At 59.6% G+C, this 16,233-nt stretch carries 15 protein-coding genes; 10 read left to right on the top strand and 5 right to left on the bottom strand.

Features of this window, described 5'->3' with window-relative positions; genetic code table 11:
- Positions 1 to 90: 90 nt before the first annotated feature.
- Entirely contained in the window at positions 91 to 999 is a 909-nt protein-coding gene (locus tag AO240_RS07745) for an OmpA family protein (protein ID WP_099235957.1), read from the bottom strand.
- A gap of 156 nt (positions 1,000 to 1,155) precedes the next feature.
- On the opposite strand from AO240_RS07745, the gene pyrC reads away from it, so the two are divergent.
- A complete protein-coding gene (gene pyrC / locus AO240_RS07740) occupies positions 1,156 to 2,202 on the top strand; it encodes a dihydroorotase (RefSeq protein WP_099235955.1) in 1,047 nt (348 codons plus the stop codon).
- Positions 2,199 to 2,870, top strand: coding sequence for a ribonuclease T (gene rnt / locus AO240_RS07735; protein ID WP_058412699.1), 672 nt, complete (start codon positions 2,199 to 2,201; stop codon positions 2,868 to 2,870). Before pyrC ends, rnt begins: the two co-directional genes overlap by 4 nt.
- A gap of 67 nt (positions 2,871 to 2,937) precedes the next feature.
- On the opposite strand, the gene AO240_RS07730 is transcribed toward rnt, so the two are convergent.
- A complete protein-coding gene (locus tag AO240_RS07730; RefSeq protein WP_057724790.1) occupies positions 2,938 to 3,540 on the bottom strand; it encodes a peroxiredoxin in 603 nt (200 codons plus the stop codon).
- Positions 3,541 to 3,786: 246 nt separating this feature from the next.
- Between AO240_RS07730 and AO240_RS07725 the strand changes: the two genes are divergently transcribed.
- Together AO240_RS07725 and bfr are read left to right on the top strand one after the other, a co-directional pair.
- Positions 3,787 to 4,005: a bacterioferritin-associated ferredoxin gene (locus AO240_RS07725; RefSeq protein ID WP_099235954.1), complete on the top strand. Its 219-nt coding sequence runs from the start codon at positions 3,787 to 3,789 to the stop codon at positions 4,003 to 4,005.
- 200 nt (positions 4,006 to 4,205) lie between these two features.
- Positions 4,206 to 4,676, top strand: a complete 471-nt coding sequence (gene bfr, locus AO240_RS07720) for a bacterioferritin (RefSeq protein WP_058412700.1) — start codon at positions 4,206 to 4,208, stop codon at positions 4,674 to 4,676.
- 86 nt (positions 4,677 to 4,762) lie between these two features.
- Here bfr and grxD read toward each other — a convergent pair whose 3' ends face one another.
- Positions 4,763 to 5,101 carry a Grx4 family monothiol glutaredoxin gene (gene grxD / locus AO240_RS07715; protein WP_058412701.1) on the bottom strand — a complete coding sequence of 113 codons (339 nt, stop codon included), beginning with the start codon at positions 5,099 to 5,101 and terminating at the stop codon, positions 4,763 to 4,765.
- A gap of 86 nt (positions 5,102 to 5,187) precedes the next feature.
- Positions 5,188 to 7,296 carry a molybdopterin oxidoreductase family protein gene (locus AO240_RS07710; RefSeq protein ID WP_099235952.1) on the bottom strand — a complete coding sequence of 703 codons (2,109 nt, stop codon included), beginning with the start codon at positions 7,294 to 7,296 and terminating at the stop codon, positions 5,188 to 5,190.
- 435 nt (positions 7,297 to 7,731) lie between these two features.
- Between AO240_RS07710 and argF the strand changes: the two genes are divergently transcribed.
- Together argF and AO240_RS07695 are read left to right on the top strand one after the other, a co-directional pair.
- Positions 7,732 to 8,652 carry an ornithine carbamoyltransferase gene (argF, locus tag AO240_RS07700; RefSeq protein WP_058412703.1) on the top strand — a complete coding sequence of 307 codons (921 nt, stop codon included), beginning with the start codon at positions 7,732 to 7,734 and terminating at the stop codon, positions 8,650 to 8,652.
- On the top strand, positions 8,649 to 9,710 hold the full coding sequence (locus AO240_RS07695) for an ABC transporter ATP-binding protein (RefSeq protein WP_099235950.1): 1,062 nt from the start codon (positions 8,649 to 8,651) through the stop codon (positions 9,708 to 9,710). Before argF ends, AO240_RS07695 begins: the two co-directional genes overlap by 4 nt.
- A gap of 82 nt (positions 9,711 to 9,792) precedes the next feature.
- On the opposite strand, the gene ybaK is transcribed toward AO240_RS07695, so the two are convergent.
- Complete coding sequence (gene ybaK / locus AO240_RS07690) at positions 9,793 to 10,263, bottom strand: Cys-tRNA(Pro) deacylase (protein ID WP_099235948.1); 471 nt, start codon at positions 10,261 to 10,263, stop codon at positions 9,793 to 9,795.
- Between the two features lie 326 nt (positions 10,264 to 10,589).
- Here ybaK and AO240_RS07685 point away from each other — a divergent pair, with 326 nt between their 5' ends.
- The 4 genes from AO240_RS07685 (at position 10,590) to glpD (ending at position 15,724) form a co-directional block, all read left to right on the top strand.
- Positions 10,590 to 11,444: an MIP/aquaporin family protein gene (locus AO240_RS07685; RefSeq protein ID WP_099235946.1), complete on the top strand. Its 855-nt coding sequence runs from the start codon at positions 10,590 to 10,592 to the stop codon at positions 11,442 to 11,444.
- Positions 11,445 to 11,524: 80 nt separating this feature from the next.
- Positions 11,525 to 13,030, top strand: a complete 1,506-nt coding sequence (gene glpK / locus AO240_RS07680; RefSeq protein ID WP_058412707.1) for a glycerol kinase GlpK — start codon at positions 11,525 to 11,527, stop codon at positions 13,028 to 13,030.
- Between the two features lie 95 nt (positions 13,031 to 13,125).
- A complete protein-coding gene (locus tag AO240_RS07675; protein ID WP_099235935.1) occupies positions 13,126 to 13,881 on the top strand; it encodes a DeoR/GlpR family transcriptional regulator in 756 nt (251 codons plus the stop codon).
- Between the two features lie 304 nt (positions 13,882 to 14,185).
- The gene (gene glpD, locus AO240_RS07670; protein ID WP_099235933.1) at positions 14,186 to 15,724 is read left to right on the top strand and encodes a glycerol-3-phosphate dehydrogenase; all 1,539 of its coding nucleotides are present in this window, start codon (positions 14,186 to 14,188) and stop codon (positions 15,722 to 15,724) included.
- The last annotated feature ends 509 nt before the right edge of the window (positions 15,725 to 16,233 follow it).

Raw genomic sequence — 16,233 nt, 5'->3', positions numbered from 1 at the left:
TACCGACCAAAACCATGGATTTACAGGGGCGCGACAGCAAATGAAGATAAAGCGACAGATTATGTCGAGAGCGCGACCGAAAGTCGCACCCTAGGATATGTGCGCAGGGTTAGTCGGCGCCGTGGCTTGGGGCGCCGGTTTTTCGGGGGCTGCCACCCGTTCAAGCTGAACATTCACGCGGCGGTTACGCGCCCGGTTGGCGGCGTTGGTGTTGGGCGCCAATGGGTAGCTTTCGCCATGAAAGCGCAGCGTGATCTGCGATTCAGGAATGCCGTTGGCCTTGAAATAGTCCATCACGGCCAGCGCGCGACGGCGCGAGACGTCGCGGTTGGTCAGCCGATTGCCGCTGTTGTCGGAATGGCCATTGAGCTCGATATGGTTAACCGTAGGGTCGGCCTTCATGTACGTGACAATCACGTCGAGCTTCTTCTTGGCCGCCGCGTCCAGCTCAATACCACCGCCGGGGAAACCCACTTCGGCCTGTTTGACCTGATCGTAATTCATCGGCAACAGCTTGGCGGTGCACACTTGATAGTCGTTGTAGGCCTTGCTGAACTTGACCGGCAGCAGACGAATTTCCGAGTAACCGCCCTCACGCCCATAGTGGCGCACGGTCGGGCTACGGCCTTCCAGCAACCCGGTAAACAGCCGCCCCGCCTGAGCCTGGGAGCTGTTGAACAAGACGTCGCCACTGCCCGCACGCACCGCGCCGAGGTTGATGTCACCGCGGCCTGGCTGCCACGGCGCAGCGGCGGCCAACAAGGTGGCCGAACCCGCGCCCAGCGCGCCGTTATAGGCTTTCAGGCGAAATGTCGCCTGCTCGCCAGCGCGGCGCACGAACTCACCCGAACCAAAATCGGCGATCGGCTGGGTCAAACGGCACTCGAACACGTCGCCCTCCACCTTCCACTCAATATTCTCCAGACGTGTCTGGAACGTGAGGGCCATCGCAGGCAGGCTGGCGAACACACTGAGCAGGGCTAGATAATGCTGGCGCACGGGCGGCTCCACTGGTTTCTACAACACTTCAAAGCGTCATACGTCGTTAAGGCATACTCAGGGGTATCGGTCACCTCCCGCAAAACTTGATAGCGAGTGCCTGCAAGAGTCTTTTCCGGTAGCATTCCCACCAGATTGACCCGCCTGGAATCCCCAATGTCCGACCGCCTGACCCTGCTGCGTCCCGATGACTGGCATATTCATCTTCGCGATGGTGCTGCGTTACCCCATACCGTGGCCGATGTAGCGCGCACGTTTGGCCGCGCCATCATCATGCCTAACCTGGTACCGCCGGTGCGTAATGCCGAGCAAGCCGACGCCTATCGCCAGCGTATCCTCGCTGCCCGACCGGCCGGCAGCCGCTTCGAACCGTTGATGGTGCTTTACCTCACCGACCGCACCCAGCCCGAAGAAATTCGTGAGGCAAAGGCCAGCGGTTTTGTGTACGCCGCCAAGCTGTACCCGGCGGGCGCGACCACCAACTCCGACTCCGGCGTTACCAGCATCGACAAGATTTTGCCGGCGATCGAAGCCATGGCTGAAGTCGGCATGCCGCTGCTGATCCACGGTGAAGTCACGCGTGGCGATGTGGACGTGTTTGACCGCGAGAAGGTCTTCATCGACGAACACATGCGCCGTGTGGTCGAGCTTTTCCCGACCCTCAAGGTGGTGTTCGAGCACATCACCACGGCCGATGCCGTGCAGTTTGTCACCGAGGCTTCGGCCAACGTCGGTGCGACCATCACCGCGCATCACCTGCTCTACAACCGCAACCACATGCTGGTGGGCGGGATTCGGCCGCACTTCTATTGCCTGCCGATCCTCAAGCGCAACACCCACCAGGTGGCCTTGCTGGATGCCGCCACCAGCGGTAACCCGAAGTTTTTCCTCGGCACCGACTCGGCGCCCCACGCCCAGCACGCCAAAGAAAACGCCTGTGGCTGTGCCGGTTGCTACACCGCGTATGCCGCAATCGAGCTGTACGCCGAGGCGTTCGAGACGCGCAATGCGCTGGACAAGCTCGAAGGTTTCGCCAGCCTCAACGGCCCGCGTTTCTATGGCCTGCCAGCCAATACCGAGCACATTACCCTGGTCCGTGAAGACTGGACCGCCCCTGCCAGCCTGCCGTTTGGCGAGCTGACCGTTATCCCGCTGCGCGCCGGTGAAACACTGCGCTGGCGCCTGCTGGAGGAAAGCAAGTGAGTGAAGACCATTACGACGACGAACACGAGCACAGCGGTGGCGGCTCCCGCCACCCGATGGCCGAGCGGTTTCGCGGCTATCTGCCGGTTGTCATCGACGTAGAAACCGGCGGCTTCAACTGCGCCACCGACGCCTTGCTGGAAATCGCCGCTACCACTATCGGCATGGACGAACAGGGCTTCGTGTTCCCGGAACACACGCACTTCTTCCGCGTAGAGCCGTTTGAAGGCGCGAACATCGAAGCCGCCGCCCTGGAGTTCACCGGCATCAAGCTTGATCACCCACTGCGCATGGCGGTGAGTGAAGAAGCGGCGCTGACCGATATTTTCCGTGGCGTGCGCAAGGCGTTGAAAGCCAATGGCTGCAAACGCGCGATCCTGGTCGGTCACAACAGCAGCTTCGACTTGGGCTTCCTGAACGCGGCGGTGACGCGACTGGACATGAAGCGCAACCCGTTTCACCCGTTCTCCAGCTTCGACACCGCCACCCTCGCAGGCCTGGCGTACGGCCAAACCGTGCTGGCGAAAGCCTGCCAGGCGGCCGGCATCGACTTTGACGGACGCGAGGCCCACTCGGCTCGCTATGACACCGAGAAGACTGCCGATCTGTTCTGCGGCATCGTCAACCGCTGGAAACAGATGGGCGGCTGGGAAGACTTCGGCGACTGACTGAAGGTTTGCCCGCGCATAAAAAAACCGGCCTTCTCAGGCCGGTTTTTTTTGCCTCGAACGTGGCTTACAGCTTGCCGGCGTTCTCGGTCAGGTAAGCCGCCACACCTTCGGTGGAAGCGGTCATGCCCTTGTCGCCCTTTTTCCAGTTGGCAGGGCACACTTCGCCGTGCTCTTCGTGGAATTGCAGCGCGTCGACCAGACGGATCAGCTCTTCCATGTTTCGGCCCAGCGGCAGGTCGTTGATGATCTGCGAGCGCACAACGCCCTTGTCGTCGATCAGGAACGCGCCACGGAACGCCACGCCGCCTTCGGACTCAACGTCGTAGGCCTTGGCGATGTCGTGCTTCATGTCGGCAGCCATGGTGTATTTGACTTTGCCGATGCCGCCATCGTTGATGGCAGTGTTGCGCCAGGCGTTATGGGTGAAATGGGAGTCGATGGAAACCGCGACCACTTCAACGTTGCGCGCCTTGAAATCGTCCATGCGGTGGTCCAGAGCGATCAGCTCCGAAGGGCAGACGAAGGTGAAGTCCAGCGGGTAGAAGAATACCAGGCCATATTTGCCTTTGATCGCTTCAGACAGTTTGAAGCTGTCAACGATTTCGCCATTGCCGAGCACGGCAGGTACGTCGAAATCCGGGGCTTGTTTGCCGACGAGTACGCTCATTGGGTATCTCCTGATGGTAAAGGTGACGATTGAAGTAAAAGGACCGGCCCTGAGTCTGCCGCGTTTAAGCGACAGCCCTGTGACGCAGTCACGCTTCGTGAAAGCCGAGCATCATACCTTAAAAAAACCGTTCGTCAGCGCGAGGGCAGCGGCGGTGCAAAGAGCCGCGAAACTATTTTGACAATCATTCTCGTTAACATTAAGATCCATCGCACTTAAGCCTTAACACCGCGACGGTTCTCCCTTATGTATGTCTGCCTCTGCACTGGCGTCACCGACGGACAAATCCGCGAAGCAATCCTTGAAGGTTGCTGCAGCTACAAGGAAGTGCGTGAAACCACCGGCGTTGCCAGCCAATGCGGTAAATGTGCATGCCTTGCCAAGCAAGTCGTACGGGAAACCCTGACGCAGCTGCAAACAGCCCAGGCCGCGATACCCTATTCAGCAGAATTTACACACGCTTAATTGGCGTGTTTTTAAGAACCGGACCGCGTGTCCGGTTTTTTTATGCCCGAAATTCAATTAGTTAGCGCCAAGACGCGGAACACAAACATTCTTATTCCGATTAATTTTCATTTATTATTCAATAACTTAGGTTTGACACTAGGGATGCCGCCGCTCAAACTCCGCCTTATACACCGTTATTACAGGGCAGGACCCCAGTCATGAAAGGCGACATCTCAGTCATCCAGCAACTCAACAAAATCCTTGCCAATGAACTGGTCGCGATCAATCAGTACTTTCTGCATGCGCGCATGTACGACGATTGGGGCCTGGAAAAGCTCGGCAAGCGTGAATACAAAGAATCCATCAAGGCAATGAAGGACGCGGACGCGCTGATCAAGCGCATCCTGTTTCTGGAAGGCCTGCCGAACGTGCAAGACCTGGGCAAGCTGAATATCGGCGAACACACTCAGGAAATGATCAGCAGCGACCTGCGTTTCGAACAGAAAAGCCACAGCGACCTCAAGGCCGCCATTGCTCACTGTGAAACACACAGCGACTTCGGTAGCCGTGAACTGCTGGAAGAGATCCTAGAAGACCAGGAAGAGCATATCGACTGGCTGGAAACCCAACTGGGCCTGATCGTCAAAGTCAGCCTGGAGAACTACCTGCAATCGCAGATGGGTGAATAACCCACGCGGCTACAGGTAAGGCACAAAAAAGCCCCGCGCTCTGACGAGACGCGGGGCTTTTTATTGCAGGGCTTATTACAACAGCATCAAGCTTCAGTCTTGGCTGCCGCTTTGGCCGCTGCGTCTTTGACCAATGCCTGCAACGAACCGTCCGCAGCCATTTCAGTGATGATGTCACTGCCGCCGACCAGTTCACCGGCTACCCACAGTTGTGGGAACGTAGGCCAGTTGGCGTACTTCGGCAGGTTGGCGCGAATTTCCGGGTTTTGCAGGATGTCTACGTAAGCGAATTTCTCGCCACACTGCATGATCGCCTGCGACGCTTTGGCGGAGAAACCGCACTGAGGAGCGTTTGGCGCGCCCTTCATGTAAAGCAGAATAGTGTTGCTGGCAATCTGCTCTTTGATCGTTTCGATGATATCCATGGAACACCTCGGCTGGAACTTTGCGACTCACAGGTCGGCACGGTGGCGCATTGTAGCGCAAAATTCCAGCCCGGTGGTCGGGCGCCTTACGCAGCCGCCACCTGCACCGGCACGCCGTTGAGTGCCGCATTGCCCGACAACTCATCCAACTGGCGCTCATCGGTCAGGTCATTGGCACTCGCGCCCGGCTGCCCACTGGCGATGCTCATGCGCACACCCGGGCGCCCGTGGCCCCAACCATGCGGCAGGCTGACCACACCGGGCATCATGTCCAGGCTGGCGACCACCTCCACTTCAATCATGCCAATGCGCGAGCTGACGCGAACCCGCTGGCCATCGCTGAGTGCACGGCTGGCCAAGTCATCCGGGTGCATGTGCAACTGGTGCCGAGGCTTGCCCTTCACCAGGCGGTGATAGTTATGCATCCAGGAATTATTGCTGCGTACATGGCGACGGCCGATCAACAACAGCTCGCCGACCTTGGCCAGCGGCTGCGCCGCGAACCGCGCAAGGTCCGCCAGAATCACTGCGGGCGCCGCCTGTACACGGCCGTTGAGGGTTTTCAAACGGTTGGCCAGGTTCGGTTTGAGCGGCCCCAAATCCACGCCATGCGGATGATCCGCCAGCATCGCCACCGACAGCTTATGGCTGGAGGCGTCGCCGTAAACCCCGGCGCGCAAGCCGAGGTCGATCATCTGCGCAGGCGCCATGGTCGGTTTAAGCGCCACGCCGGTCTGCGCGGCAAAGGCGGTGGCCAAGCCGACGAAGATCTCCCAATCATGCAACGCGCCTTCGGGCTTGGGCAGAATCGCACGGTTGAAACGCGTGACGTTGCGCACCGCAAACATATTGAACGTGGTGTCGTAGTGATCGTTTTCCAGCGCTGAAGTCGACGGCAAAATCAGGTCGGCGTAACGCGTGGTCTCGTTGATATAAAGGTCAATGCTGACCATGAATTCCAAGCCTTCCAGGGCCTGTTCCAATTGGCGGCCGTTAGGCGTCGACAGCACCGGGTTGCCGGCCACGGTGACCAAGGCGCGGATTTGCCCTTCGCCTTCGGTGAGCATTTCTTCGGCCAACGCCGACACAGGCAACTCACCGCCGTACTCCGGGCGCGCTGACACACGGCTTTGCCAGCGATTGAAATGCCCGCCGCCGGTGGATGCCACCAAGTCCACGGCGGGCGTGGTGCACAGGGCGCCACCGACCCGATCGAGGTTGCCGCTGACCAGGTTGATCAGTTGCACCAACCAATGGCACAGCGTGCCGAACGCCTGCGTCGACACGCCCATGCGCCCGTAGCAGACGGCTTTATCCGCCGCCGCAAAATCGCGCGCCAACTGGCGGATCTGCTCGGCCGGCACCGCACATTGGCGGCTCATGGCGTCGGCAGTGAAACCGGCAATCGCTCGGCGCACGTCGTCCAGGCCGTCAACCGGCAAGTGGCTGGCGCGGGTCAGGTTTTCGCTGAACAGCGTGTTGAGCACGCCGAACAGCAGCGCCGCATCACCGCCAGGGCGCACGAACACGTGTTGATCGGCCATCGCCGCCGTCTCGCTACGCCGTGGGTCAACCACCACCACTTTGCCGCCGCGCGCCTGAATAGCCTTGAGGCGCTTCTCCACATCCGGCACGGTCATGATGCTGCCGTTGGACGCCAGCGGGTTACCGCCGAGTATCAGCATAAAGTCGGTGTGATCGATGTCCGGTATCGGCAGCAACAAACCATGGCCGTACATCAAGTGGCTGGTGAGGTGATGGGGCAATTGGTCCACCGAGGTCGCCGAAAAGCGGTTACGCGTCTTCAACTGCCCCAAAAAATAATTGCTGTGGGTCATCAGCCCGTAGTTGTGCACGCTGGGGTTGCCCTGATAAACCGCCACCGCATTCTGCCCATGCTGTGCCTGGATGCCCGCCAGCCGTTCGGCCACCCGCGCGAACGCCTCGTGCCAGGGGATCGGCTGCCACTCGCTGCCCACGCGCAACATCGGTTGGCGCAGCCGGTCGGGGTCGTTCTGAATGTCCTGCAACGCCACGGCTTTGGGGCAGATATGCCCACGGCTGAAAGGGTCGAGCGCATCGCCCTTGATTGACGTGATCGCAAGGTGGCCATCGTCGGCTTGGGTGGTTTCCAGGGTCAAGCCGCAGATGGCTTCACACAGATGGCAGGCGCGGTGGTGCAGAGTCTTGGTCATGGCCGGTGTCTTTATCAGGGCTTGGGCTGAACTATGGGCCGCGACCGCAACGCGCACCAGCAACGTTAGCCCTGTGAATCGATGGGCATCAGGCGCAAGCATGGGCAAGCGTGTGCAAATGTTTCAAAAACCCCACGAATGGCCTCTGAAACCGGCACAGCCTGGCCCAAACCCGCCTGCATAGATTGCAAAAGGTCTCGGCGCCAGTGTACAAATGGGCCGCTGCTGTCTGGTAATCGTCTTCAAAAGCGCTTTCGCGCCCCTCTTGAACACCCTTAAAAACCGTAGCCCTATTGGTAAGACGCGACATTTAATTATAAGATCGCGCCTTCCCCTATTTCGTCGCCCCGTGCGGCTCTCGCCGCAGGTCTCGCCCGTTGTCACAATAAACAAGGCTTTGAGTATCTGCGGTCTGTTGCAAAAAGGTAGTTAATGATGAGCGCAAGGCACTTTCTCTCCCTGATGGATTGCACGCCCGAAGAGCTGGTCAGCGTGATCCGTCGAGGCATTGAGCTTAAAGACCTGCGTAACCGCGGCGTACTGTTCGAGCCTTTGAAAAACCGTGTACTCGGGATGATTTTCGAGAAGTCGTCGACGCGCACCCGCGTGTCGTTTGAAGCGGGCATGATCCAGCTCGGCGGCCAAGCCATCTTTCTGTCGTCGCGCGACACGCAACTGGGCCGTGGCGAGCCGATTGCCGACAGCGCACGGGTGATGTCGCGCATGCTCGATGCGGTGATGATCCGTACCTTCGCGCACAGCACGGTGACCGAATTTTCCGCCAACTCCCGCGTACCGGTGATCAACGGCCTGTCCGATGACCTGCACCCGTGCCAGTTGCTGGCCGACATGCAAACCTTCCTCGAACACCGTGGCTCGATCCAGGGCAAGACCGTGGCCTGGATCGGCGACGGCAACAATATGTGCAACAGCTATATAGAAGCGGCGATCCAGTTCGACTTCCACTTGCGCATCGCCTGCCCTGAAGGCTTTGAACCGAGCGCCGAATTCCTGGCCAAAGCCGACGGCCGCGTGCAACTGCTGCGCGATCCGAAAGACGCCGTTGTAGGCGCGCATTTGGTCAGCACCGACGTCTGGACCTCCATGGGCCAGGAAGAAGAAACCGCCAAGCGCCTGGCCCTGTTCGCCCCGTACCAGGTGACCCGCGCCCTGCTCGACCTGGCCGCGCCGGACGTGCTGTTTATGCACTGCCTGCCCGCGCACCGTGGCGAAGAAATCAGCCTGGACCTGCTCGACGATGAGCGCTCGGTGGCGTGGGACCAGGCTGAAAACCGCCTGCACGCGCAAAAGGCGCTGCTTGAATTTCTCGTGCCGCCGTCGTACCACCACGCATGAGCCAGCCGTTACTGCTGAACCTGCGTAACCTGGCATGCGGCTATCAAGATCAACGCGTGGTGCAGAACCTCAATCTGCACCTCAACGCTGGCGACATCGGTTGCCTGCTGGGCTCTTCGGGCTGCGGCAAAACCACGACCTTGCGCGCGATTGCCGGGTTTGAACCGGTGCACGCAGGTGAAATCAGCCTGGCGGGCGAAGTGATCTCAAGTGCCGGTTTTACCCTCGCACCGGAGAAACGCAAGGTCGGCATGGTGTTTCAGGATTACGCGCTGTTTCCACACCTGAGCGTGGCCGACAACATCGCCTTCGGCATTCGCAAGCACCCGCAAAAAGACCGCGTGGTGGCGGAGCTGCTGGAGCTGGTGAACCTTAAAGACCTCGGCACGCGCTTTCCCCACGCGCTTTCCGGCGGCCAGCAACAACGTGTCGCCCTCGCCCGTGCGCTGGCGCCGGAGCCGCAACTGTTGCTGCTGGATGAACCGTTCTCCAACCTCGACGGCGAACTGCGCCGCAAGCTCAGCCATGAAGTGCGCGACATCCTCAAGGCACGCGGCACCAGCGCGATTCTGGTCACGCATGATCAGGAAGAAGCGTTCGCCGTGAGTGATCAGGTCGGGGTGTTCAAGGAGGGCCGCCTTGAGCAGTGGGACACGCCCTATAACCTTTATCACCAACCGCAGACGCCTTACGTGGCGAGCTTTATCGGCCAGGGCTACTTTATCCGTGGGCTGTTGAGTTCGCCGGAATCGGTCAGCACCGAACTCGGTGAGCTGCGCGGCAATCGCACCTATGCCTGGCCTGTGGGCGGCGCGGTGGACGTGTTGCTGCGCCCGGATGACATCATCTACGCGCCGGACAGCGCGTTGAAGGCGCGCATCGTCGGCAAGACGTTTTTGGGTGCGTCAACCTTGTACCGTTTGCAACTGCCGACGGGCGCACAGCTGGAGTCGATTTTCCCCAGCCATGCGGATCATCTGGTCGGTGCGCAGGTGGGTATTCGGGTTGCCGCTGAGCATTTGGTGCTGTTCAAAGCGGCGGGCAGCACGGCTGCCTGACTAACCGGAGCACACTGTGGGAGGGGCTAGCCACCTCCCACTTAAGCCCTCGCGCACACAGGAACCATCCCCAAAAAAACATTCAGGCCCGGCCGATCGGCGCGAATTTGGCCTGGGTGTGTTCAGCCAGCACTGCCGCCGAGAGCTCCACTTCCAGCCCCCTTCTGCCGGCACTTACAAAAATCGTCGCGAACGGCTGCGCCGTCTCATCGATGAACGTACGCAAACGCTTCTTTTGCCCCAACGGGCTGATGCCGCCCAACAAGTAACCGGTGGAGCGTTGCGCCGCAGCCGGGTCGGCCATTTCGACTTTTTTTACCCCGGCAGCAACGGCCAGGGCTTTTAAATCCAGACTTCCGACGACTGGCACCACCGCGACCAACAATTCGCCTTTCTCACTGCTGGCCAGCAAGGTCTTGAATACCTGCGCCGGGTCGAGCCCCAATTTTTCCGCGGCCTCCAGGCCATAGGACGCCGCCTTGGGATCATGTTCGTAACTGTGGATGTGATGTTCGGCGCGAACTTTTTTCAACAAGTCCAGTGCGGGGGTCATGGCTACTCCGGGCGTGGCAATCAGACGGCCAATTCTAGGCCAAGCCCATGCAAAACGCTCTAGTGCGGCGCTTGCATAACATACCCGCGTGACGTAAAGCGTGATCATTCACCAAACCAATAGATGAAAAATGACCGGCGGTTCACTTTCGACCTTTGACAGCCGCCTTTCTTGTCTATATTTTTTCGTTTCCGAATGCTGTAGGAATAATACTTCGGTGCGTTAAGAGTAAGCTGCAGTCAGGATGGGGATCCTGGCCACGGTGAAAATCGCGCAACAGCCCAATGAGGCGGTTCGCTAAACAAGAACAACAATTGAGGTTTGCCATGACAACTGCTCTTCAACAGCCTTCACTTTCGAGCCAATGCATGGCCGAATTCCTGGGTACAGCGCTTCTGATCTTCTTCGGTACAGGTTGTGTCGCCGCGCTCAAGGTCGCGGGCGCCAGCTTTGGTTTGTGGGAGATCAGCATCATCTGGGGGATCGGCGTAAGCATGGCGATCTACCTGAGCGCCGGTATTTCCGGGGCTCACCTCAACCCGGCGGTGAGTATCGCCCTGTGCATTTTTGCCGATTTTGAAAAGCGCAAACTGCCCTTCTATATCCTCGCCCAAGTCGCCGGCGCCTTCTGCTCCGCCGCCCTGGTGTACACGCTCTACAGCAACCTGTTTTTCGATTACGAACAAACTCACCATCTGGTTCGCGGCACACAGGCCAGCCTGGAATTGGCGTCGGTGTTCTCCACCTACCCGCATGCACTGCTGAGCACCGCCCAGGCCTTCCTGGTCGAAATGGTCATCACCGCGATCCTGATGGGCGTGATCATGGCCCTTACCGACGATAACAATGGCCTGCCACGCGGCCCGTTGGCGCCGCTGCTGATCGGCCTGCTGATTGCCGTCATCGGCAGCGCCATGGGCCCGTTGACCGGCTTTGCGATGAACCCGGCGCGGGATTTCGGGCCAAAGCTGATGACCTTTTTCGCCGGCTGGGGTGAAATGGCCTTTACCGGTGGCCGCGACATTCCTTACTTCCTGATTCCGATTTTCGCGCCGATTGTCGGCGCCTGCCTCGGTGCTGCGGCCTATCGCGGGCTGATTGCCCGCCATCTGCCAAGCGCCGCACCTGCTGTAGCTGAAACAACTGACACGGCTGTCAACGGCAAAACACGTATCTCCTGATAGCGTCAGCCTGGTCCTTGCTGCCCTTACGCGGCCCAGGCTGATCACTCACTTCCTTATTTCAGTCCAAGGCAATCGACATGACCGATATCCAGAATAAGAACTACATCATTGCGCTTGATCAGGGCACGACCAGTTCGCGGGCGATCATCTTTGACCGTGACGCCAACGTGGTCTGCACCGCCCAGCGCGAATTCACCCAGCATTACCCGCAAGCCGGCTGGGTTGAACATGACCCGATGGAAATTTTCGCCACCCAGAGCGCGGTGATGGTCGAGGCCCTGGCACAAGCCGGCCTGCACCACGACCAGGTCGCCGCCATCGGTATCACCAACCAGCGTGAAACCACCGTGGTCTGGGACAAAATCACCGGCCGCCCGATCTACAACGCGATCGTCTGGCAGTGCCGCCGCAGCACCGAGATCTGCCAGCAACTCAAGCGCGACGGCCACGAGCAATACATCAACGACACCACTGGCCTGGTCACCGACCCGTACTTCTCCGGCACCAAGCTCAAGTGGATCCTCGATAACGTCGAAGGCAGCCGCGAGCGTGCGCGCAACGGCGAGCTGCTGTTCGGCACCATCGACAGCTGGCTGATCTGGAAATTTACCGGCGGCAAAACCCACGTCACCGACTACACTAACGCCTCGCGCACCATGCTCTTCAACATCCACACGCTGGAGTGGGATGCGAAGATGCTGGAGATTCTGGACGTGCCGCGCGAAATGCTGCCGGAAGTGAAGTCCTCTTCGGAAATTTACGGCCGCACCAAAAGCGGCATCGCCATTGGCGGCATCGCCGGCGACCAACAGGCCGCGCTGTTCGGCCAGATGTGTGTAGAACCCGGCCAGGCCAAGAACACCTACGGCACCGGCTGCTTCCTGCTGATGAACACCGGCGACAAAGCGGTTAAATCACAACACGGCATGCTCACCACCATCGCCTGCGGCCCGCGCGGCGAAGTGGCGTACGCCCTGGAAGGCGCGGTGTTCAACGGTGGTTCCACCGTGCAGTGGCTGCGTGACGAGCTGAAAATCATCGCCGACGCTACCGACACCGAATACTTCGCCGGCAAGGTCAAGGACAGCAACGGCGTGTACCTGGTGCCTGCGTTTACCGGTTTGGGCGCTCCGTACTGGGACCCGTACGCACGTGGCGCGCTGTTCGGCCTGACGCGTGGCGTGCGCGTGGATCACATTATTCGTGCAGCGCTGGAGTCGATTGCCTACCAGACCCGTGACGTGCTGGACGCGATGCAACAGGACTCGGGCGAACGCCTGAAAGCCCTGCGCGTGGACGGCGGCGCGGTGGCCAACAACTTCCTGATGCAGTTCCAGGCCGACATCCTCGGCACCCACGTCGAGCGCCCGCAAATGCGTGAGACCACCGCACTCGGCGCCGCCTACCTGGCAGGCCTGGCCTGTGGTTTCTGGAGCAGCCTCGACGAGTTGCGCGGCAAGGCCGTGATCGAACGCGAATTCGAGCCACAGCTCGATGAAGCCGCGAAAGAGAAACTCTACGCCGGCTGGCAAAAAGCGGTCAGCCGCACCCGCGACTGGGAACCGCATGAAGGCGCTGAATAAGCCAACCTACAGACCCGCATAGGGTTGTAACTGGCAGGGAGCAGATTCCTGCGTCATCATGGGCCACTTTTGTATGGCAGCCCAAAGGACGTCTCATGAATCTGCCTCCCCGCCAGCAACAAATCCTCGAACTGGTCCGCGAACGCGGCTACGTCAGTATCGAAGAAATGGCGCAGCTGTTCGTTGTCACCCCGCAAACCATCCGCCGCGATATCAACCAGTTGGCGGACGCCAATCTGCTGCGCCGCTACCATGGCGGCGCCGCCTATGATTCCAGCGTCGAGAACACCGCGTACGCCATGCGTGCCGACCAGATGCGTGATGAGAAACAACGCATTGCCGAAGCCATCGCCGCGCAAATCCCCGACCACGCCTCGCTGTTCATCAATATCGGCACCACCACCGAATCCATCGCGCGTGCGCTGCTCAATCACAATCACCTGAAAATCATCACCAACAACCTCAACGTCGCCACCATGCTCAGTGCCAAAGACGACTTCGATGTGCTGTTGACCGGCGGTAACGTGCGCCGTGACGGCGGTGTGGTGGGCCAGGCGAGCGTCGACTTTATCAACCAGTTCAAGGTCGACTTTGCGCTGGTGGGTATCAGCGGGATTGACGAGGACGGCAGCCTGCTGGACTTCGATTATCAGGAAGTGCGGGTGTCCCAGGCGATTATCGCCAATGCGCGCCAAGTCATTCTGGCGGCGGATTCGAGCAAATTCGGGCGCAATGCCATGATTCGCTTGGGGCCGATCAGCCTTGTGGACTGTTTGGTGACGGATCAACAGCCGGTGCCGGCGCTGGTGCAGGTGTTGAATCAGCATAAGGTTCGGCTGGAGGTGGTTTAGCGTCTGCACCAGCGCCATCGGGAGCAAGCCCCCTCCCACAGTTGCCTGCATTGCCACAGTTGGCCTGGCTCCAACATGAGAATGGGGGCAACTGTGGGAGGGGGCTTGCTCCCGATGGCAATCTATCCAGCACCCACTTTATAGAGCCGCCCCCAGGCTCATGTTCACAATTCTTCCTTTCCCCGCCCTTCGATCAGTTTTTTCAATCGAAGTTGGGTGGCTGTGCGCGCATTTATCAGCTACCATTTTCGCAAATGAACATTAATGTTCGAATTCCAAGACGATAAGATCGCGAGGACTGCCGATGAACCCTTCCACCTTGCCTGTCCCACCGCTTGCCGAAGTCTATGACGTTGCCGTAATCGGCGGCGGTATCAACGGCGTCGGCATCGCAGCAGACGCAGCCGGTCGCGGGTTGTCGGTTTTCCTTTGCGAAAAGGACGACCTGGCCAGCCATACGTCCTCCGCCAGCAGCAAACTGATCCACGGCGGCCTGCGCTATCTGGAACATTACGAATTCCGCCTGGTGCGCGAAGCGTTGGCCGAGCGCGAAGTGTTGCTGGCCAAGGCCCCGCACATCGTCAAGCAGATGCGCTTCGTGTTGCCGCATCGCCCGCACCTGCGCCCTGCGTGGATGATCCGCGCTGGCCTGTTCCTGTACGACCACTTGGGCAAGCGCGAAACACTCGCCGGTTCCAAAAGCCTCAAGTTCGGCCCTGACAGCCCGCTCAAAAGCGAAATCACCAAAGGTTTTGAATACTCCGACTGCTGGGTCGACGACGCCCGCCTGGTAGTACTCAACGCCATGGCCGCACGTGAAAAAGGCGCGCATATCCATACCCAGACCCGTTGCGTCAACGCTCACCGCAGCAACGGCCTGTGGGAAATGAACATGCAACGCGCCGATGGCAGCGAGTTTTCGATCCGCGCCCGGGCACTGGTAAACGCGGCCGGCCCGTGGGTCGCCAAGTTCATCAAGGAAGACCTGAAGCTGGAGTCGCAGTACGGCATCCGCTTGATCCAGGGCAGCCACCTGATCGTGCCAAAACTCTACGAAGGTGCGCATGCGCACATTCTGCAGAACGAAGACCAGCGCATCGTCTTCACTATTCCGTACCTGAACCACCTGACCATCATCGGCACCACCGACCGTGAATACAGCGGCGACCCGGCGAAGGTGGAAATTACCGACGGTGAAACCGACTACATGCTCAAAGTGGTCAATGCTCACTTCAAGAAACAAGTGAGTCGTGACGACATCGTGCACACCTACTCCGGCGTGCGCCCGCTGTGCAACGACGAATCGGACAACCCATCGGCCATCACCCGCGACTACACGCTGTCGCTGTCTGGCGGCACGGGCGAGGCGCCGATCCTGTCGGTGTTCGGCGGCAAGCTGACCACCTACCGCAAACTCGCCGAGTCGGCGATGGCGCAGTTGGCACCGTACTTCACGCAGATGCGCCCAAGCTGGACGGCCTCGGCCAGCCTGCCGGGCGGCGAAGACATGACCACGCCGGAAGCCTTGGCCGATGCGATTCGCGCCAAGTTTGACTGGCTGCCGAGCGAAATTGCGCGGCGCTGGTCGACTACTTACGGCAGCCGCACCTGGCGCTTGCTGGAAGGCGTGCAATCGCTGGCCGACTTGGGCGACCACCTGGGTGGCGGTTTGTACACCCGCGAAGTCGATTACCTGTGTGCGGAAGAATGGGTGACGCAACCTCAGGATGTGCTGTGGCGCCGTACCAAGCTGGGTCTGTTCACCACGCCGCAAGAGCAGGATAACGTGGAGCGTTACCTGTCCAAGGTCGAGCAGAATCGCGCGAAGATCGAAGCGGCCTGATTCTGGGCAGAGCCAGGTCATGAATGTGGGAGCGAGGCTCGTGCTGTCGTAGCGTTGGTCTTGGGTGCATATCCGTTATTGAGGTTATGGCTTGTATCGGTTCCGCTCTTACAGCGGGTCACTTTTGATAGATCCGGAAGCCGGCCCAGTTAAAAGTAACCAAAACGCTCTTGCCCCACCACTCGGCACCTCGCTGTGGCTCGGTGTGCCCTCACTCCGACATTACGGAGCGCCTTAGATCAAGATCACAAGCAGGCGGCCTGAAAGCCGACCCAATCTCCCACGCTGAATGCAGTCAAATGTGGGAGATTCCATGGCTGAAAAGGCGGGACGCAGAGCGTCCTTAGCGGCATTACCACGCAGAGCGTGGGAACGATCATCCAAGCCGACCCAATCTCCCAAGCAGAATGCATTCAAACTGTGGGAGGGGGCTTGCTCCCGATTGCGGTGTGTCAGTCAACTCATGTATCAACTGTAAAACTGCTATCGGGAGCAAGCCCCCTCCCACA

Origin of the sequence: Pseudomonas sp. ICMP 460 (genome assembly GCF_002723595.1) — a bacterium.
In the GTDB taxonomy this organism is placed as follows: domain Bacteria; phylum Pseudomonadota; class Gammaproteobacteria; order Pseudomonadales; family Pseudomonadaceae; genus Aquipseudomonas; species Aquipseudomonas kitaguniensis.
This window is presented reverse-complemented; position numbering and strand designations above follow the sequence as displayed.